Annotated in this window: 24 protein-coding genes and 1 pseudogene; 12 read left to right on the top strand and 13 right to left on the bottom strand. The window is 48.2% G+C overall.

Annotated elements, in window-relative coordinates; all coding sequences use genetic code 11:
• Positions 1 to 38 precede the first annotated feature (38 nt).
• Positions 39 to 689, top strand: a complete 651-nt coding sequence (locus NX722_RS19595; RefSeq protein WP_262564548.1) for a hypothetical protein — start codon at positions 39 to 41, stop codon at positions 687 to 689.
• A gap of 66 nt (positions 690 to 755) precedes the next feature.
• On the opposite strand, the gene NX722_RS19590 is transcribed toward NX722_RS19595, so the two are convergent.
• Genes NX722_RS19590 through NX722_RS19575 form a run of 4 tightly spaced genes read right to left on the bottom strand, consistent with a single transcriptional unit; the run spans position 756 to position 5,582 of the window.
• On the bottom strand, positions 756 to 1,946 hold the full coding sequence (locus tag NX722_RS19590) for an acyl-CoA dehydrogenase family protein (protein ID WP_262564547.1): 1,191 nt from the start codon (positions 1,944 to 1,946) through the stop codon (positions 756 to 758).
• A gap of 20 nt (positions 1,947 to 1,966) precedes the next feature.
• Positions 1,967 to 3,574 carry an acyl-CoA carboxylase subunit beta gene (locus NX722_RS19585; protein ID WP_262564546.1) on the bottom strand — a complete coding sequence of 536 codons (1,608 nt, stop codon included), beginning with the start codon at positions 3,572 to 3,574 and terminating at the stop codon, positions 1,967 to 1,969.
• Entirely contained in the window at positions 3,571 to 4,074 is a 504-nt protein-coding gene (locus NX722_RS19580) for an acetyl-CoA carboxylase biotin carboxyl carrier protein subunit (protein ID WP_262564545.1), read from the bottom strand. The genes NX722_RS19585 and NX722_RS19580 overlap by 4 nt, the downstream gene beginning before the upstream one ends.
• Entirely contained in the window at positions 4,074 to 5,582 is a 1,509-nt protein-coding gene (locus tag NX722_RS19575) for an acetyl-CoA carboxylase biotin carboxylase subunit (protein WP_262564544.1), read from the bottom strand. The genes NX722_RS19580 and NX722_RS19575 overlap by 1 nt, the downstream gene beginning before the upstream one ends.
• Before the next feature lie 234 nt (positions 5,583 to 5,816).
• Here NX722_RS19575 and NX722_RS19570 point away from each other — a divergent pair.
• Together NX722_RS19570 and NX722_RS19565 are read left to right on the top strand one after the other, a co-directional pair.
• Positions 5,817 to 6,302: pseudogene (locus NX722_RS19570) on the top strand (MaoC family dehydratase); the annotation flags it as partial.
• Position 6,303: 1 nt separating this feature from the next.
• Positions 6,304 to 7,176, top strand: a complete 873-nt coding sequence (locus tag NX722_RS19565; protein ID WP_262564542.1) for an HpcH/HpaI aldolase/citrate lyase family protein — start codon at positions 6,304 to 6,306, stop codon at positions 7,174 to 7,176.
• A gap of 8 nt (positions 7,177 to 7,184) precedes the next feature.
• Here the strand turns inward: NX722_RS19565 and NX722_RS19560 are convergent, their stop codons facing one another.
• Both NX722_RS19560 and NX722_RS19555 read right to left on the bottom strand, forming a co-directional pair.
• Positions 7,185 to 7,724, bottom strand: a complete 540-nt coding sequence (locus tag NX722_RS19560; protein ID WP_262564541.1) for a hydrolase — start codon at positions 7,722 to 7,724, stop codon at positions 7,185 to 7,187.
• A gap of 262 nt (positions 7,725 to 7,986) precedes the next feature.
• A protein-coding gene (locus tag NX722_RS19555) for an ISNCY family transposase (protein WP_262563791.1) occupies positions 7,987 to 9,407 on the bottom strand; the annotation gives its coding sequence in 2 pieces (ribosomal slippage) (positions 7,987 to 8,963 and positions 8,963 to 9,407; 1,422 coding nt in all).
• 137 nt (positions 9,408 to 9,544) lie between these two features.
• On the opposite strand from NX722_RS19555, the gene NX722_RS19550 reads away from it, so the two are divergent.
• From NX722_RS19550 to NX722_RS19525, 6 genes are all read left to right on the top strand, one after another.
• Entirely contained in the window at positions 9,545 to 10,192 is a 648-nt protein-coding gene (locus NX722_RS19550; RefSeq protein WP_262564540.1) for a hypothetical protein, read from the top strand.
• Positions 10,193 to 10,300: 108 nt separating this feature from the next.
• Entirely contained in the window at positions 10,301 to 10,951 is a 651-nt protein-coding gene (locus NX722_RS19545; RefSeq protein WP_262564539.1) for a hypothetical protein, read from the top strand.
• A gap of 182 nt (positions 10,952 to 11,133) precedes the next feature.
• Positions 11,134 to 11,784 carry a hypothetical protein gene (locus NX722_RS19540; protein ID WP_262564538.1) on the top strand — a complete coding sequence of 217 codons (651 nt, stop codon included), beginning with the start codon at positions 11,134 to 11,136 and terminating at the stop codon, positions 11,782 to 11,784.
• Positions 11,785 to 11,966: 182 nt separating this feature from the next.
• On the top strand, positions 11,967 to 12,620 hold the full coding sequence (locus tag NX722_RS19535; protein WP_262564537.1) for a hypothetical protein: 654 nt from the start codon (positions 11,967 to 11,969) through the stop codon (positions 12,618 to 12,620).
• A 182-nt stretch (positions 12,621 to 12,802) separates the two neighbouring features.
• On the top strand, positions 12,803 to 13,453 hold the full coding sequence (locus NX722_RS19530) for a hypothetical protein (protein WP_262564536.1): 651 nt from the start codon (positions 12,803 to 12,805) through the stop codon (positions 13,451 to 13,453).
• Positions 13,454 to 13,532: 79 nt separating this feature from the next.
• Positions 13,533 to 13,772, top strand: coding sequence for a hypothetical protein (locus tag NX722_RS19525; RefSeq protein WP_262564535.1), 240 nt, complete (start codon positions 13,533 to 13,535; stop codon positions 13,770 to 13,772).
• Positions 13,773 to 13,865: 93 nt separating this feature from the next.
• Here NX722_RS19525 and NX722_RS19520 read toward each other — a convergent pair whose 3' ends face one another.
• Positions 13,866 to 14,138 (bottom strand): YfcZ/YiiS family protein, encoded by a 273-nt coding sequence (locus tag NX722_RS19520; RefSeq protein WP_262564534.1) that lies wholly within the window; start codon positions 14,136 to 14,138, stop codon positions 13,866 to 13,868.
• A 374-nt stretch (positions 14,139 to 14,512) separates the two neighbouring features.
• Between NX722_RS19520 and NX722_RS19515 the strand changes: the two genes are divergently transcribed.
• The 3 genes from NX722_RS19515 (at position 14,513) to NX722_RS19505 (ending at position 19,826) form a co-directional block, all read left to right on the top strand.
• Complete coding sequence (locus NX722_RS19515; protein ID WP_262564532.1) at positions 14,513 to 16,072, top strand: SulP family inorganic anion transporter; 1,560 nt, start codon at positions 14,513 to 14,515, stop codon at positions 16,070 to 16,072.
• Between the two features lie 216 nt (positions 16,073 to 16,288).
• A complete protein-coding gene (locus NX722_RS19510; RefSeq protein ID WP_262564531.1) occupies positions 16,289 to 18,319 on the top strand; it encodes a vWA domain-containing protein in 2,031 nt (676 codons plus the stop codon).
• Between the two features lie 124 nt (positions 18,320 to 18,443).
• Positions 18,444 to 19,826 (top strand): RNA-guided endonuclease InsQ/TnpB family protein, encoded by a 1,383-nt coding sequence (locus NX722_RS19505; RefSeq protein ID WP_262564530.1) that lies wholly within the window; start codon positions 18,444 to 18,446, stop codon positions 19,824 to 19,826.
• Between the two features lie 90 nt (positions 19,827 to 19,916).
• Here NX722_RS19505 and NX722_RS19500 read toward each other — a convergent pair whose 3' ends face one another.
• Genes NX722_RS19500 through rsxC form a run of 6 tightly spaced genes read right to left on the bottom strand, consistent with a single transcriptional unit; the run spans position 19,917 to position 24,603 of the window.
• Positions 19,917 to 20,102 carry a hypothetical protein gene (locus tag NX722_RS19500; protein WP_262564529.1) on the bottom strand — a complete coding sequence of 62 codons (186 nt, stop codon included), beginning with the start codon at positions 20,100 to 20,102 and terminating at the stop codon, positions 19,917 to 19,919.
• Positions 20,099 to 20,680, bottom strand: coding sequence for an electron transport complex protein RnfA (locus tag NX722_RS19495; RefSeq protein ID WP_262564528.1), 582 nt, complete (start codon positions 20,678 to 20,680; stop codon positions 20,099 to 20,101). Before NX722_RS19495 ends, NX722_RS19500 begins: the two co-directional genes overlap by 4 nt.
• Positions 20,670 to 21,371, bottom strand: a complete 702-nt coding sequence (rsxE, locus tag NX722_RS19490; protein ID WP_262564527.1) for an electron transport complex subunit RsxE — start codon at positions 21,369 to 21,371, stop codon at positions 20,670 to 20,672. Before rsxE ends, NX722_RS19495 begins: the two co-directional genes overlap by 11 nt.
• On the bottom strand, positions 21,368 to 22,156 hold the full coding sequence (locus NX722_RS19485) for an FMN-binding protein (protein WP_262564526.1): 789 nt from the start codon (positions 22,154 to 22,156) through the stop codon (positions 21,368 to 21,370). Before NX722_RS19485 ends, rsxE begins: the two co-directional genes overlap by 4 nt.
• The gene (locus NX722_RS19480) at positions 22,153 to 23,211 is read right to left on the bottom strand and encodes an RnfABCDGE type electron transport complex subunit D (RefSeq protein ID WP_262564525.1); all 1,059 of its coding nucleotides are present in this window, start codon (positions 23,209 to 23,211) and stop codon (positions 22,153 to 22,155) included. Before NX722_RS19480 ends, NX722_RS19485 begins: the two co-directional genes overlap by 4 nt.
• 12 nt (positions 23,212 to 23,223) lie before the next feature.
• Positions 23,224 to 24,603 carry an electron transport complex subunit RsxC gene (rsxC, locus tag NX722_RS19475; RefSeq protein ID WP_262564524.1) on the bottom strand — a complete coding sequence of 460 codons (1,380 nt, stop codon included), beginning with the start codon at positions 24,601 to 24,603 and terminating at the stop codon, positions 23,224 to 23,226.
• Positions 24,604 to 24,611: the final 8 nt, after the last annotated feature.

Here is a 24,611-nt window from a genome sequence, read left to right as displayed (position 1 = left end):
GCATTTGCTTCATTTAATGCACAGCAAGTTGGCAGCCTATGAACGAAATGGAAAATGCAAGACTCCTGCTGGACTACTCACGCTTATTTTTCAAAGATTCCTTTAAGACAGGTAACAAAATCTACTCAATGTCTTATGGGGCAGCTGAACCGTCAAGAAAACTGAGACGCAAGAATCATTCTGAAATATCCTCTGATTTGATAAGGGACTTCAGGAAAACATACAACAGATTTTCTGTTCATGATTTTTTAGGCTCTCTCCCCAGAGAGGCAAGAGCTGGTAATTGCGGTGAGTATGTTGGAGTTGCCCTGAAACATGGGCTTGAAAACAAGATTCAAAATATATGGTTAGTCCTTCATGATAAACACGAATTTTTAGTATTGGCAGCTGATCCGGGTTTGAACGCTATGCTGACTTTAAGTGAATTCTGCCAGTATGAAAATTATAACTATTGGGTGTGCGACCCATGGTTTAACATCCATTGCAAAATGCACCTGTATGGTGTGATGGTTAACTTGAAATCTACCCAATGGGAGTATGAGGGTAAGGAAATACAGATCGATGCTAATTATAATGAACCTGCAACCCAATGGTGCCAAAGGTTGTCTATCGGCACTATGGTCACTTTCAGGATGACAGACAGCAGTGGTCAGCCTACCGCTGATTGTATCGATTTTTCTGGCTATTGATGCTCCCGCCAGATTTCTGGCAATAACCTGGCAGGGGATTTTCTATCTGTTACCTCTGGTGTGAACCTACTGATCGCTTAACAGCTCGCCAGCAATAATCATTTTGCGAACCTCGGTGGTGCCTGCACCGATTTCCAGTAATTTGGTGGAACGGAACAGCCGGTTTATTTCCGATTCCCAGATATAGCCCGTTCCACCGTGTATCTGTACACCGTTGTCTAAAACCCGGTTGCACATATCGGCACAATACATGATGGAGGCCGCAGTGCGGGCATGAATTTCACCCCGGCCTGCGGTGGTTTCATCAATATTGGAGACTTCCGCCAGTACCTGCCAGCAGAAGGTTTTCATGGTTTCGACCCAGACGTACATATCGGCCAGCCGTGACTGAACCATCTGAAAGCTGGCAATGGTTTTGCCAAACTGCTCACGGGTCTGGGCATAATCCACCGACAGTTCCAGCGTGCGCTCAGCAATACCCACATTAATCGGGGCAATCATGGCACGCTCAACATCCAGGCCGCTCATCACGACCTTGTGGCCCTCATGTTCTTCTCCGACAATATTTTCCACCGGAACACGCAGGTCTTCAAAGACCAGCTCACCGGTCTGGCTGCCCCGGAATCCCATCTTTTGCAGCTTTTGAGCCACTTTAAATCCGGGTGAACCGGTTTCAACGACAAATGCCGTAATACCTTTGGAACCCCGGTCAGGCTGAGTTCTGGCGTACACCAGGCAGATATCGGCAACAGGGCCATTGGTAATATAAATCTTGGAGCCGTTAAGAATGTATTCACCCCCATCCCGAACGGCTTTTGTCCTCATGGAGCCCAGCGCGTCGGAACCGGCACCCGGTTCGGTTAAGCCCAGACAGCCTGTCCACTCACCGGAACAAAGCTTTGGCAGATACTTCTGCCGGATCATTTCACTGCCATTGTTATACAGGCTGTTCACACAAAGGTTGTCGTGGGCTACCCAGCTCAGTGCAAAGGCATGGTTCCAGCGCGATATTGCCTGCAGAATCAAACCGGCTTCGAGTATCGACAAGCCTGCACCGCCATACTGTTCCGGTACCGTGACACCCAGCAGACCCAGTTTGCCCATTTCCTTAAAGGTATCCTGAGGCCACCACTCTTCATTATCCATCTTTTCACACAGGGGATAGAGTTGTTCCCGGGAAAAACGATCGGCATGATCCATCAGGTTTTGCTGGTCAGGGGTAAGAGCAAAAGCATGGCTGTTAGCTGAGCTGTTCATAATTATTCATCCTCGAACTGTTAAAACCGCATCACACCATAGCGGGGATCACCAAAAGGTACGTTCAGTGAAGCACTGATCGACAGCGCCAGTGCGTTTCGGGTATCCACCGGATCGATAATGCCGTCGTCCCAAAGCTCGGACGACGTGTAGTAGGCACTGGTCTGGTTTTCGTAACTGGCTAGCACCGAGGCACGAATGGCTTCCAGCTCTTCCGGGTCAGGCTCTATACCTTCCCGCTGCAACTGTTTCAGTTTTATGGTGGCCAGGGTATTTGCCGCCTGATCGGCCCCCATCACTGAGGTTTCGCTATTTGGCCAGCTGAACAGGGTGCGGGCATCAAATGCCCTGCCACACATGCCATAATTGCCTGCTCCAAAGGAACCATTGGTCATTATGGTGAACTTGGGAACATCGGAACACGCCTGTGCCATAATCATTTTGGCACCGTCTTTGGCAATGCCCCGGCGTTCATACTCTTTACCCACCATATAGCCGGTAATATTTTGCAGGAACACCAGTGGCACATGGTTCTGGTTACACAGCTGTATAAAGTGTGCCGCTTTCAGTGAACTGTCGTTAAACAGTACGCCGTTATTCCCCAGAATCCCGACCTTGTAACCCCAGATATTGGCGTAGCCACACACCAGCGTATTGCCATAATCCGGCTGATATTCAGAAAAACGGCTTCCGTCTACTATTCGGGCAATGACTTCGCGCATATCAAACTGTTTCTTAATGTCATCAGGCAGGATGCCATACAGTTCAGATGGATCGTAATAAGGCTCTTCAGGAGGTTCCTGTTGCAGATTGAATTTAGGTTTCTGCTCCCACTGGGCAACGATTTCCCGTCCGATGGCAATGGCTTCTTTCTCGTTACTGGCGAAATAATCACAGGTACCGGACACCGAGGTGTGCATGCGGGCACCGCCCAGTTCATCCACTGTAACGTCTTCACCGGTAGCCGCTTTCACCAGGGGCGGACCACCCAGAAAAACAGCGCCGGTACCGTCAACAATCACAGAGTAGTCGGACAGGCTGGGAATATAAGCGCCGCCTGCCGTGCAATGACCAAAGACCAGTGCCAGCTGTTTACAACCGAGTCTGGACAGCTGCGTCTGATTACGGAAAATCCTTCCCGCCATATATTTATCAGCAAAAAATTCCGACTGCATGGGCAGGTAACCACCGGCGCTGTCGCACAGATGAATGACGGGCAACTGATTTTCAATGGCAATATCCAGCGCCCGAACCGTTTTTTTAACGGTTAATGGAAACCAGGCACCGCCTTTGACAGAGCTGTCACTGGCATTGATTAAGACCTCCCGTCCACCTACAACCCCGATGCCGGTAATGCACCCGGCTGACGGAGCAATGCCGTCATAAGCCATGTTGGCAGCCAGTGAAGAAAGCTCCAGAAACGGAGTACCCGGATCGAGTAGAAGTTCTAACCGTTCTCTGGGCAGCATTTTGTTCTGGTTTTTCAGTCGCTGGATATCTTTTTCCGGACGGGCAAAGCGAGCGGCTTCCTGTTTCTGGTGAAACTCTGTCAGTATTTTTTTATTGTAAGCCCGGTACTGTTTGAACTCGGATGACTGAGTGTTTATACGGGTTTGCAGTCTTCTCATGGTGATGCCTCCCCGACGATATCCACCAGAACCGAGCCTTTTTCAAAGCTGTCGCCCGCACCACTAACATGAATGCTTTCAACCGTACCGGACGTTGTGGCACGAATAGCCATTTGCAGCTTCATGCTTTCAATCAGTAAAAGACAGTCGCCTTCTTTTACGCACTGCCCCACCGCAGTATTCAGCTCAATAACGACTCCGGGCATAGGGGCGATTACCCTGCCGCTGGCAGAGCCACCCTCTGAAGCAGCCTCACTGAACTCATCAATGCATTCGAGATACCAGGTTTTACCACCCATATGAATGAAGAGCTGTTGTTCATCCTGAGCGATGTAAACCTGCTGACTGTTTTCATTCAGAGTTAACTGTGCATCATTTGGACTGAACCATTGCAATCCGGCGGTGACCCGGTGGTTGTCTATTTCCAACAGGGCTGAATGGTGTTTACGGACTGGAGTCACTGAGTAGACCGAACCATTAAATAGAAATTTGGGTTGCATCAGTTCCTCCAGCGTCCAATGGCTGCGTGCAGGTCAGGCGTTGCTTCCGCTAACAGCCGGTTGCTACGTTCGCCTAGCAGGGCTGTGGCAAGAATGGCATGAAGTTCCTGTAAGTTTTCTGGCTGAGTAGCGGAAAGGTCACTGGCATATTGTTTGATAAAGCCAGTATCAAAATGGCCATCTGAAAACTGCTGATGACCCAATATAGCGTCCAGATAATCAATATTATGTTTCACTCCGAGGATCACCAGCTCTTCCAGCGCGTGCCGCATTTTTTCAATGGCTTCCTGACGAGTAGGGGCATGAACAATCAGCTTTGCCAGCATGGGGTCAAAGGCGCTGGTAATCGCCTGGTTAAGATACAGACCACTGTCGAACCGAACGCCCTGTCCACCGGGTTCTTTCAGAAACAGCACCTTGCCGGTGGCGGGCATAAAATCGTTAAAGGCATCTTCGGCACAGATCCGGCATTCGATGGCATGACCGGATGAGACAAGTGCTTCCTGCTTCAGGGACAGAGGCTTGCCTGCTGCGATATGAATCTGCTCCGCCACCAGGTCCACATTAAACGTCATTTCAGTAACCGGGTGTTCAACCTGAATACGGGTATTCATCTCCAGAAAGAAATAATCGCCTTCTGACGTATACAGAAATTCAACCGTACCCGCGCTGTTGTAGCCTGCGCTCCGGGCAATGCCTTTTGCGGTGTTACAGATTTCCTGACGTTTATCAGGGGTCAGCGCCGGGGAGGGGGCTTCTTCAATCACTTTCTGGAAACGTCGCTGAACAGAACATTCTCTTTCGCCCAGATGAACAACACTCTGACCGTCGCCCAGAACCTGCACTTCGATATGTCGGGCGCTGGTAAAATACTTCTCAATATAAACCCGTTTATCACCAAAGTATTTTTCTGCTTCTGAAGCCGCGATGCGAAGTGCGTCTTCCAGCTCATTCTGGCTGTGAACAATGCTCATGCCCTTGCCGCCACCACCGGCTGAAGCCTTGACCACCACAGGAAAACCCATGGCAACAATGCGCCTGATGAAGTCGGGGTGGTCCGGTTCAAGGTTCACGGAAGGAGGGACGGGAAAGCCGTGTCTGGCGACAAAATCCCTTGAGGTAATTTTGTCGCCCATCAGCTCAATAATGTCGGCTTTGGGGCCAATAAAAGTAATGCCTGCCTGCTCCAGTGTTCGGGCAAATTCTGCGTTTTCAGATAAGAAACCGTAACAGGGGTGTACGGCCTCTACATTCAGTTGCTGGCAGATTTCAATAATCTGTTGTCCGTCGAGGTGTGCAGCAGAGGGTGAGTCGCCAACGATTTCTATGGTTTCGTCAGCTTGTTGTACGACAGGGGAGTGCTGGTCACTGTGGTGATAAATGGCGACCGAAGCAATATTGAGCTGCTGCAGAGCCCTGAGTACTCTCAGGGCGATCTCCCCACGGTTGGCGATCAGCACTTTTTTAAAAGGCTGTTGACCTGACTGAACAGGCGGGACGTTGTTCATCGCTAAACCCGTTGCTTGTTTTTTTTCTTGTCAGTTATTTAATTTAAAGGCTCTGGCTGCATATTGGAATGCCCGGAACCTGCATTGGCTGGGTGTAAACACAGGGATATAGTAGCAGATGTATCCAGAACACTCTGCGCACTTATACGCTAAAGTACTCCCTGCTTGTGTTCCCTTCAGTGATACCTTGCGGGTAATCTTATGTAAGGGTTACGTTGAAATGATAAGAAGGAAACGGTTATGCCTGGGCTTTATTACGAGCAATGTGACATAGGTCGGGTTATTAAACATCGTTTGTCCCGTACGGTGACCGAGTCGGACAATGTGCTGTTCTGTGCCATTACCCACAACCCGCAACCTTTGCATCTGGATGCCGAATACGCCAGTAAAACAGAGTTTGGACAGCGGGTGTTTAACAGTATGTATACCGTGTCTTTTGCCTGCGGTGTCTCGGTAGAAGATACGACGCAGGGGACGCTGGTCGTTAACCTTGGCTTTGGTGAAATGAAGTTTCCCAAACCGGTGTTTATCAACGATACCCTGAGTGTTGAAACTGAAATCATGGAAAAACGTCCCAGCAAGTCCCGACCCAATGCCGGCATTGTGACGTTCGAACACCGGGTCTATAACCAGCACAGTGACATCGTGTGTACGATGCTTCGTACTGCGCTGTTGCAGCGGCTACCTTCCGGTCTGGATGGTAAGAATTCAGGAGAATAACATGCTGGCCAGATCCTACCTGTTTGTGCCTGGTGATAACGACAAGAAAATGTTGAAGGCAAAAAATTCCGGTGCTGATGCCGTTATTCTCTGTCTTGAGGACGCCGTCGCAGAAAACAATAAGAAAGCAGCAAGGGAAAAAGTACGGCAGTTTCTACAGGCTCACCAGCAGAGGTCAGGGGTGCAACTCTGGGTCAGGGTTAACAGTCTGTCTTCACCCCATACACTGAACGATCTGGTTGCTGTAATGCCCGGCAGGCCGTTTGGTGTTTTTCTGCCGAAACCTTCCGATGCGGATGATTTTAAAACGGTTGATCATTATCTGAAGGCACTGGAAGTACAAAATAATCTTGTGGTTGGCTCGACTCATATTATGAGTGTGGCTGAGTCATCGGTTGGTGCCATTAACCAGAACACATTCATAACTGCCAGTCCCAGGCTGTCAGGGTTTACCTGGGGAGCAGAGGACCTGCCTGCCGATATCGGCGCGATCACCAACCGTGATGAGGGTGACGTTCACTTTCTGATTCACCGAATGAACCGGGCTAACTGTCTGCTGGTGGCTTCGGCGGGCAATATGCAGGCTATCGACGGCATTTGTTCCGACTACAAGAGCCAGAAAAAACTGCGGGCTGAATGCGAGCGAGCGCGTTTGGAAGGGTTCACCGGCAAGCTGGCGATACACCCCGATCAGGTTGAAATCATCAACCAGTGCTTCACTCCATCGACCGATGAAGTGGCTTATGCCCAGCGGGTTGTTGATGCTTTTGCCAATGCTAAAGGCGCTGGTACGGTGGGGCTGGATGGGCGAATGCTGGACCTGCCTCATCTGAAGCAGGCGCGGCGTATACTTAAACAGGTAAGCTCTAAATAAAGAGCTGGCTACTTAATCAATTTGGCAATCGTTCGAAACTGAGGGGCATCTGCCGTCTTCATCAGCTCAAACAGCGCCATTTCAGTACTGGTGATACCGATGCCCGCTTTGCCCAGTTTATCCAGAGCGATCATTTTGTTCTGCTTGGTGCGGGATGATACGGCGTCTGCCACGACTTCCACCTCAAAACCGTCCTGATGTAAGTCCACTGCCGTCTGATAAACACAGATATGGGCTTCAATGCCAACCACCAGAACCTGTTTGCGCCCCGTATCTTTCAGAGCCTTTATAAACTCCGGTTCACCGCAACCGCTGAAAGCACTTTTACTGATGGGAGTCTGCCCGGACAACTGTTCAGACACTTCGGTAATGGTTGGACCCAGTTTGTGAGGAATCTGTTCCAGCCAGAGTACAGGGAGGTCCAGCTCTTTTGCGCCTGCTGTGATGGCAGCAAGGTTTTTATACAGAGCGTCTTTTTTGTGCATCAGCGTCGCCAGTTTGCCCTGCACATCTACAATCACCAGAACCGTATTATCAAGATTGAGCATCAATAAATCTCCAGGTCAGCAGTATCAGACCACTATCATACCATTCAGGTACTTAGTGCCTGTCAGAAAACCTATGAAAATTGAGTCACTGACATTCATCAAACAGTAGAACTGCTCCGCAAGCATTATCAGAGTCTCGCTTATAGGGCACTTCTTGATCAAAGTGCTTGCAAAATAGCCAAAACTGCCATTTTACGAACGTGCAGAACCCTCATGCACCCATGATCAAATTTCGGACGGCAAAAGACTGCTGTCAGTAGGGCTAAAAATCCCGTTCTTGTAAAATCCTGCCCAAGCGCTTCAGGTTGCCACCCACAACCGCAAGGGCAACATAGCGCTTGAAGGCATCAATGCCCTTGTCCGGACATTTATCGAGGCCATTGGCTTCCAGAGCATTAATGTCAGACTCTACGGCGGAATGCTTTCTTTTTGCCCGGGTAAACTCAAGGTGGTGCTCTCGTTTTTTGTCTTCTGCGGAAAGCCTGCCTTTCTTCGGCAGAATGGTTCGTTCCAGAAAGCCATCAAGTTCCTCAAGGTTGGCGGGGCTCCAGAACCCTTTGTCATAACTGACCTGGCTCAGCATGGGAAAGCGTTGTTTTGCTCCTTTTGCGATAGGCACTGCAACCTGATCGTCTGTCTGCTTTTGCATCACATGGTGATTCAGCGTGAAGCCAAACTGGTCTTGCAGTACGCATACCCGCAACCCCAACTCTACAGGAACTCCGGCTTTACCCTTGCTGATCCATTCTGTGTGGGGTTCAAAAATCGAGAACACCTTGTCGCTGTGAGGAATCTGCTGATGCTCGATCACCCGACGATAAATCAGATTAATCTGGTGACGACTGTGGGCAATGTAGTATTTGAGATTCTCCAGCGCAGACTCATCGGGGGCGCTTTTTTCTACCAGGGCAGCTGTGCTTTCTGCCTTGCGGATAATGTCGAGACTGTACTTAATGTATTCAAGGTGTGCCGTTTCAATATCGTGCTGACGTGACCGCTGTTTAAACTCGCAGGCAGCAACGGAATGTTTCAGATTCCGCACCTTGTGATAGCGCTTTCGATGCTGTTTTTTCAGGTATTCCCGCTGACGCCACGCTGGTAACTGGTACTGGCCAGCCAGGGTGGACGCAAACTCAATAGCCTTACGACAGGCATCGTTTAACAGGCTGATGTCTGTGGGAAAATGAACATCGGTCTTGACTACAAACGAATCGGCACGGCCATATAGCGGCTCATCTTTTTTTTAACCAGTTGATGGCCTGCTGCCACGACAATCTGGTTTACCTGGTCCAGTATTTCGGGCGTGAACAGGCTGATATTATCCTGCAATGTCTGGATATGATAAGAGTGCGTGCAGTAAGGACCGTGCCCAAGCATTTTCCGTAGCGTGCCGTGTTCATTGGCCAGCTCCTGAAGACGGTCATAATCACAGTTAGTGACCAGCCGCAGGGTGCCAAACACCAGTATGTTCCAGAGATCCATACCGGGACGACCATTATTACTGCTGGCAGGAATCATACTTTCAAGAACTTGAAAGACCTGCTCTCTCAGATCAGGTGTAACCCATATGTGCTGCAAGCCCCGCAAAAGCCGGGGAATATCATCTCTGGACTTGGGGTTGAATGTGATGGCGGAGATATCAACCTCGCCCAACTGCATTTGTGGATTAATGGTTTGACGCATAAACTCGAAAACAGCCTGTCTGGGAAAATCTTCGAGTATTATATTTGGCCTCAGGCTGTGTTTTTCAAGGGCTTGAGGGTTTTCGGACAGGCACTACTTATATCCAACGCAGACTGTACGACGCATGAGGGTAGTGTATGCAGGAAATGATCAATTCAAAGCATCTGTTAATATATTCAAGAAATTTTTTTAAAGATTCTTTAAAAGCGGGTAACAAAACCTTTTCTACTTCCTATGGAGAGGCCGGTCAGGAAAGAAAAATAAAACGTAACGAAAATGCGATAATAGCCAATGCAAGAATATTGTTTCTTAGAAAACAAACTAATCAGAAAATACTGGAAATGCTGCATCGTCTTATCCCTGAGGACAGAGTGAGCAATTGCCACGAATATGCTCTTGTTGCCATAGATTACGGAATTAAGATATCGATGCCTGATATATGGCTGGTGGACCATGGTGTACATGAGTTTGTCCTGTTGGCAAATACCACCCTTTTTAGCCAGCACCCCATACCATTGAGGGACTTTTCCAAGTATAAAAATGACAGCTATTGGATTTGCGATCCCTGGTTCAACATACATTGTAAGATGTGTGAATACGAGGCTATGGTTCAGTTTAAAGCTGGAAAGTGGGAGCAGAAAGGAAAAAGAATAGGAATGCTTGAGTCCACTAGCATAGCCGCAAAAGAGTGGGCTTTAAAATTGTCCTCTGGCGAAATAAAATTCTATAAAATGACCGCTCACAATGGAGCAAAGACACACGTCGGGCAGATGTTTTTGGATTAGAAACCAAACCGTTTTGCCGTAATGCCGTCTGGTAAACACAGATATGGGCTTCAATACCATTCAGGCACTTATATCCAACGCAGACAGTACGACGCATGAGGGTAGTGTATGCAGGAAATGATCAATTCAAAGCATCTGTTAATATATTCAAGACATTTTTTTAAAGAGTCTTTAAAAACATCTAACAAATTTTTTTTTAATTCTTATGGAGACGCCAGTCAAGAAAGAAAAAATAAGCGCCGGAGCAATGCGGTACAAGCCAATGCAAGGATACTTTCTCTTAGAAAGCAAACTAATCAGAAAATACTGAAAATACTTCACAGTCTCACCCCTTCGGACAGAGCGGGCAATTGCAACGAATATGCTCTTGTTGCCATAGATTACGGTGTTAAGATATCGATGCCTGATATATGGCTGGTGAGCCATAGAGAACATTTTTTTGTTCTGTTGGCAAATACAACCTCTTTTTACCAGCGCTCCATACCATTGAGTGACTTTTCCAAGTATAAAAATGACAGCTATTGGATTTGCGATCCCTGGTTCAACATACATTGTAAGATGTGTGAATACGAGGCTATGGCTCATTTTAAAGCTGGAAAGTGGGAGCAGGAAGGAAAAAGAGTAGTAATGCTTGGGCGCACTAGCATAGCCGCAACAGACTGGCTTTTAAAATTGTCCTCTGGCGAAATGAAATTCTATAAAATGACCACTCACAAAGGAATAAGGACAACTTTCGGGAAGATGTTTTATTCGAGTTAGAAAAACCAAACCGCTTCGCCGTAATGCCGTCTGATAAACACAGATATGGGCTTCAATGCCAACCACCAGAACGTATTATCAAGATTGAGCATCAATTAACTCCTGACAGCGGTAACAGACCACTATCATACCATTCAGGCACTTATATCCAACGCAGACAGTACGACGCATGAGGGTAGTGTATGCAGGAAATGATCAATTCAAAGCATCTGTTAATATATTCAAGAAATTTTTTTAAAGAGTCTTTAAAAGCATCTAACAAATTTTTTTCTGATTCTTATGGAGACGCCAGTCAAGAAAGAAAAAACAAGCGCGGGAGCAATGCGGTACAAGCCGATGCAAGGATACTTTCTCTTAGAAAGCAAACTAATCAGAAAAAACTGGAAATACTGCACAGTCTCACCCCTTCGGACAGAGCGGGCAATTGCGAGGAATATGCTCTTGTTGCCATAGATTACGGTATTAATATATCGATGCCTGATATATGGCTGGTACACCATAGTGATCATGCGTTTGTCCTGTTGGCAAATACAACCCTTTTTAGCCTGCACCCCATACCGTTGAGTGACTTTTCCAGGCATAAAAATGACAACTATTGGATTTGCGATCCCTGGTTCAACATACATTGTAAAATGTGTGAATACGAGGCTATGGCTCATTTTAAAGCTGGAAAGTGGGAGCAGGAAGGAAAAAGAATAGGAGTGCCCGGGTGTACTGGCACCGCCGCAAAAGACTGGCCTTTAACATTGTCCACTGGCAGCATGATATTCTATAAAATGACCACTCACAACGGAATAAGGACAACCGTCGGGAAGATGTTTTATTCGAGTTAGAAAAACCAAACCGCTTCGCCGTAATGCCGTCTGATAAACACAGATATGGGCTTCAATGCCAACCACCAGAACGTATTATCAAGACTGAGCATCAATTAACTCCTGACAGCGGTAACAGACCACTATCATACCATTCAGGCACTTATATCCAACGCAGACAATACGACGCATGAGGGTAGTGTATGCAGGAAATGATCAATTCAAAGCATCTGTTAATATATTCAAGAAATTTTTTTAAAGAGTCTTTAAAAGCGGGTAACAAAACCTTTTCTGATTCTTATGGAAACGCCAGTCAAGAAAGAAAAGACAAGCGCGGGAGAAATGCGGCACAAGCCAGAGCAAGGATACTTTCTTTTAGAACACAAGCTACTAATCAGAAAATACTGGAAATACTGCACAGTTTCGCCCCTTCGGACAGAGCGGGCAATTGCAACGAATATGCTCTTGTTGCCATAGATTACGGTGTTAAGATATCGATACCTGATATATGGCTGGTGAACCATAGTGAACATGTGTTTGTTCTGTTGGCAAATACAACCTTTTTTCACCTGCGCTCCATACCATTGAGTAACTTTTCCAGGCATAAAAATAACAGCTATTGGATTTGCGATCCCTGGTTCAACATACATTGTAAGATGTGTGAATACGAGGCTATGGCTCATTTTAAAGCTGGAAAGTGGGAGCAGGAAGGAAAAAGAATAGGAATGCCCGGGCACAATAACACAGACGCAAAAGACTGGCTTTTAAAATTGTACTCTGGCGAAATGAAATTCTATAAAATGACCTCTCACGACGGAACAAGGACAACCGCCGGGAAGATAATTTATTCGAGTTAGAAAAGCCAAACCGCTTCGCCGTAATGCCGTCTGATAAACACAGATATGGGTTTCAATGCCAACCACCAGAACGTATTATCAAGATTGAGCATCAATTAACTCCTGACAGCGGTAACAGACCACTATCGTACCATTCAGGCACTTATATCCAACGTAGACAGTACGACGTATGAGGGTAGTGTATGCAGGAAATGATCAATTCAAAGCATCTGTTAATATATTCAAGACATTTTTTTAAAGAGTCTTTAAAAGCATCTAACAAATTTTTTTCTGATTCTTATGGAAACGCCAGTCAAGAAAGAAAAGACAAGCGCGGGATAAATGCGATACAAGCCGATGGGAAGGTATATTCTTTTAGACAACAAACTAATAAGAAAATACTGGAAATGCTGTACAGTTTCGCCCCTTCGGACAGGGCGGGCAATTGCTACGAATATGCTCTTGTTGCCATAGATTACGGTGTTAAGATATCGATGCCTGATATATGGCTGGTGGAGCATGAAGAGCATTTGTTTGTCCTGTTGGCCAATACAACCTTTTTTCACGATCGCTCCATACCATTGAGTGACTTTTCCAGGCATAAAAATGACAGCTATTGGATTTGCGATCCCTGGTTCAACATACATTGTAAAATGTGTGAATACGAGGCTATGGCTCATATTAAAGCTGGAAAGTGGGAGCAGGAAGGTAAAAGAATAGGAATGTCTGGGTACACTAACATGGCCGCCAAAGATTGGGTTTTAACATTGTCCTCTGGCAAAATCAATTTCTATAAAATGACCACTCACAGCGGAGGAAAGACAAGCATCGGGAAGGGCTATTATTCGAGTTAGAAAAACCAAACCGCTTCGCCGTAAAGGCGGAGACTGTCGGTTATACCAGGATGAAAACCAGCATAAAGTCTGGAACGACATGCAGGATAAAATCAGGGAAAAGCTCGACAAAACCTATTTTCTGGTCGAAGAGCTGTCCGTCGGCAATGCCGAGATCAAAGCCAGGCTGGAGAAACAGCAGTCACACCTGGTCGCACTGGAAACCCGAATGCTGATTCTCGAAAATGATGTATCCACTGTAAAGACTGAGATCTCCATCATAAAGACCGATATATCTGATCTCAAAGGCATGGTTCAGCAACTGCTGAACCGGCAGTAACTTGCAGGCAGGGAAGCTCTGTCATGCACTTTTAGGGAAGCAAAAGACAAGAATTGCCCTGCTTCCACCTCTGTCGTAGATTGGGACGTTCGCTCAGGCATCCTCAGCCAGCTGTTTATATTTACTGTTAAATTCGGTGTTTAACTGAAAAATCAGTTTTTCTGCGGCACAGCAGAAATCGAAATGGGCGTGGATAACCGTGTCTTTTTCAAAAATTTCGGTTTCGTACTCAATCAGGCAGGGATCGGTTTCGATCTTATGGATAAGAGCAGTAAGCTGGTACAGTCGCTCCCTCGCTTCCGGCAGATAACCGGCGTGGATGTCCATATCGAGGTGTGTATCTTTTGGATCAGTAAGGCTGGTCATATAGCCCCCTCCTGTATTTTTGTAATGAGTAACGGTTGATCAGGGTTACTGCGCAGTTCCTTCTTCTGGTTACAATCCCTGTAACTTCCGGTGGATGATGGTTCGACTATAACGCCAGTGAACGGTTGTTTTATGGATGTGTGTCAAGTTTTGCCAGAAAAGAACATATATTCACGGCGGGTTCTGATTGAAACCTGTTTGACCTCAGGTTGATCCGGAGGTGCTTACAGGGGATTGGCTGCAATTGTTATTGATTATCCTTTCGTCTAAAATGCCTGTTCAAAAAATAACCCTACTGTTCTCTGCACCTTTCTTGTACGACACGATTTCCCGCCGATAGCAGAGAATGACTTGATTTTTCTGGTGAATATACAGTGATTGAATTAACTGCCAATAAAGCAGCGAGTCTGAAAAGTGACCTGCTTTCCGGCTTAACCGTTGCTCTTGCCCTGGTTCCCGAAGCCGTTGCTTTTGCTTTTGTTGCAGGTGTTGAACCCCTGGTAGGCTTGTATGCTGCTTTCATGGTGGGGTTGATTACCGCTGTTATCGGCGGGCGACCCGGCATGATTTCCGGAGCCACAGGGGCACTGGCCGTTGTCATGGTATCGCTGGTCGCGGATCATGGGGTGCAGTACCTGTTTGCCACTGTCGTATTGATGGGCATTATTCAGGTGCTGGCAGGGACTTTAAAGCTGGGTAAATTTATACGAATGGTTCCACACCCGGTGATGCTGGGCTTTGTGAATGGTCTTGCCATTGTTATCTTTCTTGCCCAGCTGGGACAGTTCGGAGTAGCTGGTGAAGCCGGATGGCTCAATGGCACCTTCCTGGAAGGCAGTGTTCTGGATGTCGCATGGGTTGAGGGAGTTGAGCTTTATATGCTGGTTGGTCTCGTTGCCCTGACCATGGCCATCATTCATTTCCTGCCCAAACTGACCACTGCGGTTCCTTCCTCTCTGGTGGCCATTGTTGTTGTGAGCCTTCTGGTGTTTGCTTTCGGGCTCGATACCAGAACAGTCGGCGATGTCGCTGGTATTGCGGGCGGGCTGCCAACATTCAGTATCCCGGCGGTGCCTTTCAACCTTGAAACATTGTGGATTATTCTGCCGTATTCCCTGGTACTGGCAGCAATCGGCCTGATTGAATCATTGCTCACTTTGAGAATGGTGGACGAAATTACCGAAACCCACGGTAGTTCCAATCGTGAGTGTATTGGTCAGGGTGTGGCAAATATTGCCACGGGCTTCTTTGGTGGTATGGGTGGCTGTGCCATGATCGGACAAAGCATGATCAATGTGAACTCTGGCGGTCGCGGTCGTTTATCTGGCATTTCAGCAGCGCTGTTTTTGCTGGTGTTTATTCTTTTTGCTTCCTCATTGATTGAGCAAATTCCTGTCGCTGCCCTGATCGGTGTGATGTTTATTGTTGTGATTGGCACTTTTGAATGGAGTAGCCTGCGTATCATGAACAAAATTCCGAAAGGCGATGCTTTTGTTCTGGTGCTGGTGTCGGTTGTGACGGTACTGACGGATCTGGCAGTAGCGGTTATTACCGGCGTTATCGTATCGGCACTGGTCTTTGCCTGGGAGCATGCAAAACATATTCGGGTTGAAAAGAAGGAAGACCATAAAGGGTCGACCGTCTACAAAATTCATGGTCCATTGTTCTTTGGTTCGACGACCACATTCCTTGAGCAGTTTAAGCCACAGCAGGCAAACAAAGACGTTATCATTGATTTTGCTGACTCCAGAGTATGTGACCATTCCGGCCTGGAAGCCATTGATACACTGGCAGAGCGTTACCTTAACTCGGGTAAAACCCTGCACCTGTTGCACCTTAGTCCTGACTGCCGGCAGTTACTCAGGCGTGCAGGTAATCTGGTGGAAGTGAATGTGATAGAAGATCCAAGGTACTTTGTGGCAACCAATGCCTGAGTCGACTTAAACCGTCAGGCTGGCAGGTCTTACCCATCCTATTTAGCCGGATATAAGCTGTTTCAGAAGTTTATATCCGGCCCCCCAAGCTGAATCAAAAGTGAATGACTGAGTACCTGACCTTGTGAGTCAGTTATTAGTTTCTATAGTCATCTGGCTGCAGCACAGAAAGTTTCCCATTAACACAACCGCTTTACGGTAAAGAGGAATGAAATAATGGCCTGGAATCTATATCGGATTCGAGAAGTGTTGCTGCTCTGCCTTCTATGGTTGCCCGCTCAGGGCTGGTGCCAGACTCATTCTGACCGGCCAGCAAAGCTGGCTTTTGGAGCTTTCGGCTCAGGCCATTCTGGCAGTATGCCCTTTATTCGTGGGGCGGACCCGGCACAATTGCTGAAGTTACCCATGTTTCCCGACTTGGTCCACAGTATGCCTGAGCATAATGGCATACTTCTGCCGCCCGATGACTCTGAAAAAAAAACTGACAGTAAGGGGCAGATACCAAATTCGTTGATACAAAAACCACGGCCTGAACTCTGGGAAGAAGACAGGGAAAGGGTAAACGAAGCTCTAAAGGCATTCGAAGAACAGGATGTTTCTGAATTTGAATGGTCTGAACCGGATGACAATAGAAGTCAGATTGCTGAAATCCTGCAAAGAGAAAACCAGAAAACTGCCACTGTACCAGGGCCCCCGGCTGATCCGGATGATTTTAAAGGCCAGCAGGTTTATCGGCAAAAGCAGGCAGCAGCGTTTCGGGATAAAACGGATGACACCCTGAAGCTGCCATTTGCGCGTACTCAGGACAACTTTAATAATGACGACAGGCTTAAAATGGAGCGGGATAAAAATGACAGCCAGTTTGAGCTGGACACCGGCTATGTCTATCAAGGTTCCATAAAAGGTGTGCTTTCGTTACCCAGTCAGAACCAGAATAGTGGTTCAACGTCAAAGGCTCCTTCCGCACCGCCCTCCGATGCACCACCAAGCTATGAAGAAGCGATTGAAAATGGCGGTTATATCCCGCTGGCAGAGAGAACACAGCAAACACTGGTTATCCGCTCTGGTGGGCTGGCTTGGGAACCTACACTGCCGATTGCTTCTGATGTCATCCAGGTGTTGAAGGTCAACCCCCGGGTTGCAGGCACAGGCATTAATCATCTTCCTGATTCCACTCAACAACTGGACTTACTGGGAGAGTCTCAGGCCGCAGTGTTAGGAGCAGCATCGCTGCTGGAAATTCCGGTTGGCATCACCAGTAAGTTTTCCAAACTGCGGGAGTATCATCTGGATCTGATCATCGACGACAGCGGTTCTATGGGGGAGCCTGATACCGGTTTGTCATATGAGGAAAGCGGTACCATCCAGCTAACAAGAATGGACGAGCTGAAGTTTCGGCTTCGTGCCATCATTCCGCTGCTGGCTGCAGTTTCTGCTCAGGGCATAACAATACGCTGCCTGAATGCGGCTGAAACTCAAAGTATTCCTGGTGACATGAAAGTGAGAGACAAGGAAGCAGCATTGCGCGATTTCGTTGATTCCATTCGACCTTCATATGGCACACCACTTAATGGCGCTTTAAGAGACAGTTTCGATCAGGCAAGGCTACAACAAAGACAAACTGTCGCTTATATTTTTACCGATGGAGAACCATCGGATTATGCAGATGAGGTTTATGGCATCGAGGGGTTTATCCAGCTGGTCAAGCGCATCCGGAGAGAAGCCAGAGCTGACTTTTTTCCTATTGGCCTGATGCCATGTACTAACAAGAAAAGCTGTATAAAATGGATGAACAAACTGGATAGCGATAACAGCCTGGGGCGGATACAGGTGGTGGACGATTATTTTTCAGAACGAAAAGAGGTCTACAACCACCATGGCGGACTGATTCCTTACACTCTTGGGCTTTACCTTTCCGCAGCACTGCTGGGACCCATTGACCAGACGCTCGATAATCTTGATGAAAGTGAGATTTTCAGCAGGCTCCAGCTTGAAGAGTTTATGGGATACCGAATATCCAGTGAAGAATATCAGCGTTACCTGGCCAGTGCTAAAGCAGCCGTGCGCAATCGCAAGCGATGGGAAAGAGGACAGCATCCGGTTGACATACTGAACCGGGAGCCAATTTATCTACGGGGACAGACCTTGTATCGGGTCGGCAGTGGCTATATGGACGCAGATTCAGACGACGATGATGATCCGGGAATGCCGGATATTGAACAATGCCCGAATTGCACTATTTTGTGATGTGTTTTTGAACGAAACTAAGAGCGCAATCCCGCTTCTTCAGAGGCGGGTCAAGCTCTTGCAAGACGCGAGTCTTGCTTCTTTTCATGGTATAATCGATTTCTCAAACCCAATAGGTGTCGCAATGCTTCAGGGTATCCGACTCAAAGCCAATCCAACAGATCAGCAAAGACTGATTCTGTCTCAATGGATGGGCTGCGCTCGGTTTATCTGGAATGCCAAGTGCGACGAACACCGTTACTACAGCACCTACGCAAAAAAAAATTGCCCGATAGGTACTTTTGCGCCCGTCGATCAAAAAGCCGCACAATTCAAAAGCAAAGAATTGTCGCCTTGGCTCTATCATTGTCCCAGTCAAATAATCAGGAACTCTGCGGTCAACTGGTATCAAACCTATCAGAAACACATGAAGGGAATTTGTGGCAAGCCAAAGCGTAAACCCAAGACAGACAAGGGCAGTGTCTATCTTACCAAAGAACTGTTCCGGTTCGATGTATGTGAAGACGGCGTGACCCGCTTATTCATTGGCACAAAGACCAACAATATCGGCTATTTGTCTTTCAAGTCACACCGACAATTCGATGAGCCAAAATCCATCTATATCAGAAAGGAAGCTGGACACTATTTCGTTTCTTTCTGCTATGACGATGGATCGGATGAACCCGCAACGGACAAAGACCATTTTGAGTACCTAAAGGGTGCATCGAAAGAATGGCTGAAAAGAAATGTTATTGGTGTAGATCGTGGCGTAGCTATTCCGGTTCATACAGGAGGAAACAGATACGACTTCACTGACAACCAGAAAGCCAGCAAGGAGAAGCGTGAACGTCATGTTAAGCGGCTTCAAAGACGATTAGCCAAGCAAAAGAAAGGCTCGAACCGTCGCCGGGAAACGAAAAACAGGATAGTTAGGCACCACAGGAAAATAGCCAATATCCGAAATGACTTCTGTCACAAGACCAGCCGTAAAATGGTCGATAGCAAGGCTAAAGTAATTATTTTTGAGGATTTAAAAACCTCGAATATGACCCGCAAGCCAAAGGCTAAGAAAGACAGAAGCGGCAAATTCATATCCAACAAAGCAAAACAGAAAGCCGGTCTGAACAAAGCCATTCTCAACGTAGGCTGGCACTATCTGGAAACCTACATCCGCTACAAAGCGGCAAAAGCAGGTAAGGCTGTATTCAAAGTGCCTGCACATCATACGAGTCAAGAGTGTGCAAATTGCAGCCACACTCACCCCGACAACCGTAAGACACAGGAATTGTTTTCTTGCGTTAACTGTGGACACGTTGACAACGCTGACCGAAACGCCAGCATCGTAATTAAGAAACGAGCAATTAATTTACTTTTAGACTCTGGAACGGAGTTGGTCGGCAAGGGTATTCCTGTGCTGACTAAAGGACGTGGAGCCATTCGTAAGACGAGAAAAGCCAAGGCTTCTTTCGCATCTGGCAACGAAACGTCAAAAAAGAAAAGAACGGTAACTACTGCGGTAGCTGCTTAGTATTGGAAGCTCGCTCCTTCAGGGGCGAGTAGTTCACAAGCCCCGCCATGATGGAAGGGCTTTTCACAGCCACTAATTGCTCAATGGGTATTATTGCGTCTGGCATATATGGCGAGAGGCACAGCATTTACACGCAGAGTTCCCGCCATCTTCCCGGAATGGACCACATTCCGGGTTGTTTTTTTCAAAATTACGATACAGCTGTTGTACACTCAACCAGCCTGCCATGGTCAGCATCAGTACAACCACTGCCGTTAACATCTGCAACAGCATCATGCCCCCAGTCCGGCAAAGCCCATAAACGCCAGTGACAGAATGCCGCCAATCATGAGCGTCATGGCGGCACCCTGAGCGACAGACGGCGTTTTTGCCAGCTCCAGCTTTTCGCGAATACCCGCCATCAGCAATAGTGCAATACTGAAGCCTGCGCCTGCACCCAGTGCAAAGGCGACACTCTGCGGGAAGTTATAACCCCGGTTGGTCTGGAACAGTGCCAGACCCAGAATCGCGCAGTTGGTGGTAATCAATGGCAGGAAGATACCCAGCGCCCGGAACAGTGCCGGACTGAACTTCTTCACAAACATTTCTACCAGCTGCACCGATGACGCAATAACAGCGATGTAGCAGATCAGACGCAGAAACTCGATGTTCAGCTCGATCAGCAGCAGATTGATGACATAGGCACTGGCAGAACTTACCAGCATAACAAACGTAGTCGCCAGACCCATGTTCAGGGCTGTATCACGCTTATTAGACACGCCCAGAAATGGACAGATACCAAGGAACATAGCCAGTACAAAGTTACTGACAATGGCTGCATTCAGAAAAATGCTGAACAGGCTTTCACTTTCCATGGGCTAAAGCCTCCGTATCAAATTGTTCTTTATGAAGCGATTCCTGCTGCTCTTTGCGCAGTCGCACAAAGGCGAACAGCAGCAACCAGGCGCCCAGCACAAAGAATCCTCCCGCTGGCAGCAGCATGACGATCCAGGGTTCAAAGCCGGCAGGCATAATGTTGATACCAAACAGCGCGCCAGCTCCCAGAATTTCCCGTACAGAACCCAGACTGAACAGTGCCAGAGTAAAGCCTGCGCCGGTACCCAGGCTGTTTACCATGGAAGCCACCGGCTTCTGTTTGGATGCGTAAGATTCGGCACGGCCCAGAATCACACAGTTCGCCACAATTAACTGGATGAATGCGCCCAGTGCGTTATACAGATCCAGACTGATGGCCTGAATGATGTAATCAACGATGGTCACAAACGACGCAATAATCACGATATAGGTGACAATGCGCACCTGCTTGGGAATCAGATTACGAACCAGCGAAATCAACCCTGTAGACATCAGCAGTACAAAGCTGGTCGCCAGCCCCATACTGATGGCATTGATCGCCGAGTTGGTGACCGCCAGCACCGGACACATGCCTAGCAACATCACAAACACTGGATTTTCGCGCCATAGCCCACGCAGGAACGTATCCGGCGTGACCGCTTCATAGTCTTGTTTTCTGCGCTTTTTGCTGTCTTCCGGCATGCTACTCATTCGCCTGCCTCATTCGTTGTTAATGAATCGAGAGTTAATGAATCGAGAGTTAATGAATCGAGAGTTAATGAATCGAGAGTTAATGAATCCAGATGCTGGTGGATAACCGGCAACCACTGCTGTGCACTCAGGTTAACCGCCTGACCAATCGCATTTGAGGTAATGGTGGCACCACTGATGGCATCAATTTCCCATGCGTTTTGTTTGGTACCACTTTTTACCGTAACAACGTCGTTAGCCAGCGCAGAACCATCAGACGACAGTCGAGCATCCAGCCGGTCAAAGTTGGCAAGGAAGTCTTCGTCAGTCAGAACCTTGTCGCCCAGTCCCGGCGTTTCCGTCATAGTCAGCACCTGATAAGCGGTAATCGCTTCCAGTTCAGGTTGATAACCAAACATGATATGCACCGGACCGGCATAACCAGAAGCAACGCCGGGTATGGCAAGTCCTTTCAGACCACCACTGGCATCGTAGCCGCCATAAATTATAAAGCCTTCTTCATCAGTCTGTTCCGCCGGAACAATACCGGACTGGGTGATGACAAATGAACGGCTGCTGGTAGCACCTTTTACAACGTTAAAGACAGCCGCTTCAGTAGCTGCTTTCTGGTTCGCTTCGATGTAAGGCATTGCCCATTGAACGACCATGACCACCAGAAAGCCTGACAGCAGTGCTGTTAAGGTCAGGGTTCGGAACATCGCCATCACAGGGGTTTGTGGTGCGGCTTGCTCATCCGCTGTCGTATTGGCAGCGACCTCTGTCAGAGGAATTTCATTACTGCTCATGCTTCCTCCCCCGCTTGTTTTTTCAGACCTGTACCGAAAGCTCTTGGCTGGGTGACACTGTCAATCAGTGGTGCCAGAGCGTTAGCGACCAGAACGGCGTACATTGCACCTTCCGGCAGACCACCGAACAGACGGATGATCACGGTCAGGAAACCAATGAACAGCCCGTAAATCCAGATACCTGCTGGAGTCAGTGGCGTACCCACCATATCCGTTGCCATAAACATTGCCGCCAGCATCAGGCCGCCGGAGAAAATAACGAACAGAGGTGTTGGATAGATATCGGCGTTCATCAGCCAGAATGGTGTGGCTGTCAACAAGGCACCCAGAATGACCGCACAGGGAATCTTCCAGCTCATAATGCCACGGGCAATCAGGAAGCCACCACAAAGGAGAACCAGTAGCGCTGATGTTTCACCGGATGAACCGCTGACCATGCCCAGTAACAAATCCGAAGTACTCGTACTGACTTGTTCAAACTTAAACAGTGACAGCGGTGTGGCACTGGAGTAAGCATCCACCTGTCCGGCAATCCAGGCACTGCTGTCTGCCGGAGACATAAACGGCAACGCCAGACTGGATGGAATAAACGACGAAAATCGTTCAGGCAGAAATCCGGGTGTCCATGTGGTAATAGAAACCGGGAAGGCAGCCTGTACAAAGGCACGTCCGACCAGAGCCGGGTTAAACGGGTTCTGTCCCAGGCCGCCAAACAGCATTTTGCCAAGAGCGACTGCTACAAAACCAGCGACAGCCGCCATCCACAGTGGAAAGCCCGGCGGCAGGGTCAGTGCCAGCAGAATACCGGTAATCACCACGCTGTAATCCGACAGCGTGCTTTTTTTCCCGGAAATGGCTGTAAACAGCTGTTCTGTCGCCATGCACGACAGAGTGGTCACAATAATCAGCGCCAGCGCACTGATGCCGAACTGCCAGATTGCCCATGCGCAGATGGGCAGCAGGGCGTAGACCACGTTTCGCATGATCTGCGGTACCGTCAACACCTTCTTCAGGTGCGGTGAGGTACGAATGGTTAAGGGAGTTTGTTTGATCATCCTGTGCCACCCTTATCCTGCACTACGTGCTTTTTGACGGATGGACTGCTTGGCAACCCGAATCTTCTGGGTCAGTGGAATGTTGGCAGGGCAGGAGTTACTGCAGCAACCGCATTCAAAGCAGTTCATTAAGTGAAAGTCGTCCATCATTTCCTGGTGACGGCTGACATCAGCCAGCTTACCCAGCATGGATGGGTTGAGGTACATCGGACAGGCCTCCACACAGGTACGGCAGCCAATGCAGGGCATTTCCGCTTCATGGCTGCTGGGCAGTTGTTCGGGAGGAAACACCAGAATGCCGGTAATGCCTTTGGTGGTAGCAATATCACGGGTAGCGATACTGGTTCCCATCATCGGGCCACCCAGAATGATCATGCCGGGATTGTCGATAGCACCGACCTGTTCCAGTACAAACGACAGTGGTGTTCCAAGAGGAATAATGTAGTTACCGGGTTTACTGACGCCGGGACCACTGACGGTCACGATGCGCTCGATCAGTCCACGGCCTTCCGGCACCAGTTCACCGATCTGTGCCAGAGTGCCGACATTAAACACGGCACAGCCAATATCGGCAGGAATGCCGCCAGCAGGCACTTCCAGCCCCAGCAGGCTTTTCAGCAGCATCTTTTCCGCACCCTGTGGATAGCAGGTAGGAACCGCCTCACAGATGATATGGGTTAAGCCCTGAGCGTTGATGGTTTCACGGATTTTTTCAACCGCATCCATCTTGTTGTCTTCAATACCGATAATGGCTTTTTCAGCGCCCGAAATGACCATTGCCAGCTGCAAACCTTTCAGCAGGTTGTCGGTGTACTCCAGCATGGTTCGGTGGTCGCAGGTGAGATACGGCTCGCATTCACAACCATTAGCCACCAGGGTCGTAATGGTTTTACCTTTCGGGGCTTTCATTTTTACGTGGGTTGGAAAGGCTGCCCCGCCCAGCCCGACAACGCCGGCATCCTGTACCGCTTTGACCAGATCGTCTGCCGACATGACTTTAGTATCGCGTGGTTGCAGATAACGAACGGTCTGGTCGGATGAAGGCCAGGTATCAATTAAAATAGCGGGGGTTTTACTGCCATTGGGCATGGAGACCAGCTCGTCGACGCCAGCAATAGTGCCGGTCACTGGTGCGTGAATCGGGGCTGAAACAAAACCGCCTGCTTCAGCAATGGGTTCGCCCCGAACAACGTCCTGTCCTTTGCTCACAATCGGTTTGGCAGGCGCGCCAATGCTTTGCGACAGTGGAACAATAATTTTGTTAGAAAACGGCATTCGCCGTATGGGCTTGTGTTCGGTCAGTTCTTTATGGTCTTCCGGGTGTATGCCGTTGGCAAAGCTTTTGCCCTGCCAGGGCAACCTCAAAAAGCCCTGTTGGTTAAAAAGAGACATTGAAGGAA

The sequence above is a fragment of the Endozoicomonas gorgoniicola genome (assembly GCF_025562715.2).
In the GTDB taxonomy this organism is placed as follows: domain Bacteria; phylum Pseudomonadota; class Gammaproteobacteria; order Pseudomonadales; family Endozoicomonadaceae; genus Endozoicomonas_A; species Endozoicomonas_A gorgoniicola.
The sequence above is the reverse complement of the archived record's forward strand: the minus strand, read 5'-3'. Positions and strand labels throughout refer to the sequence as shown.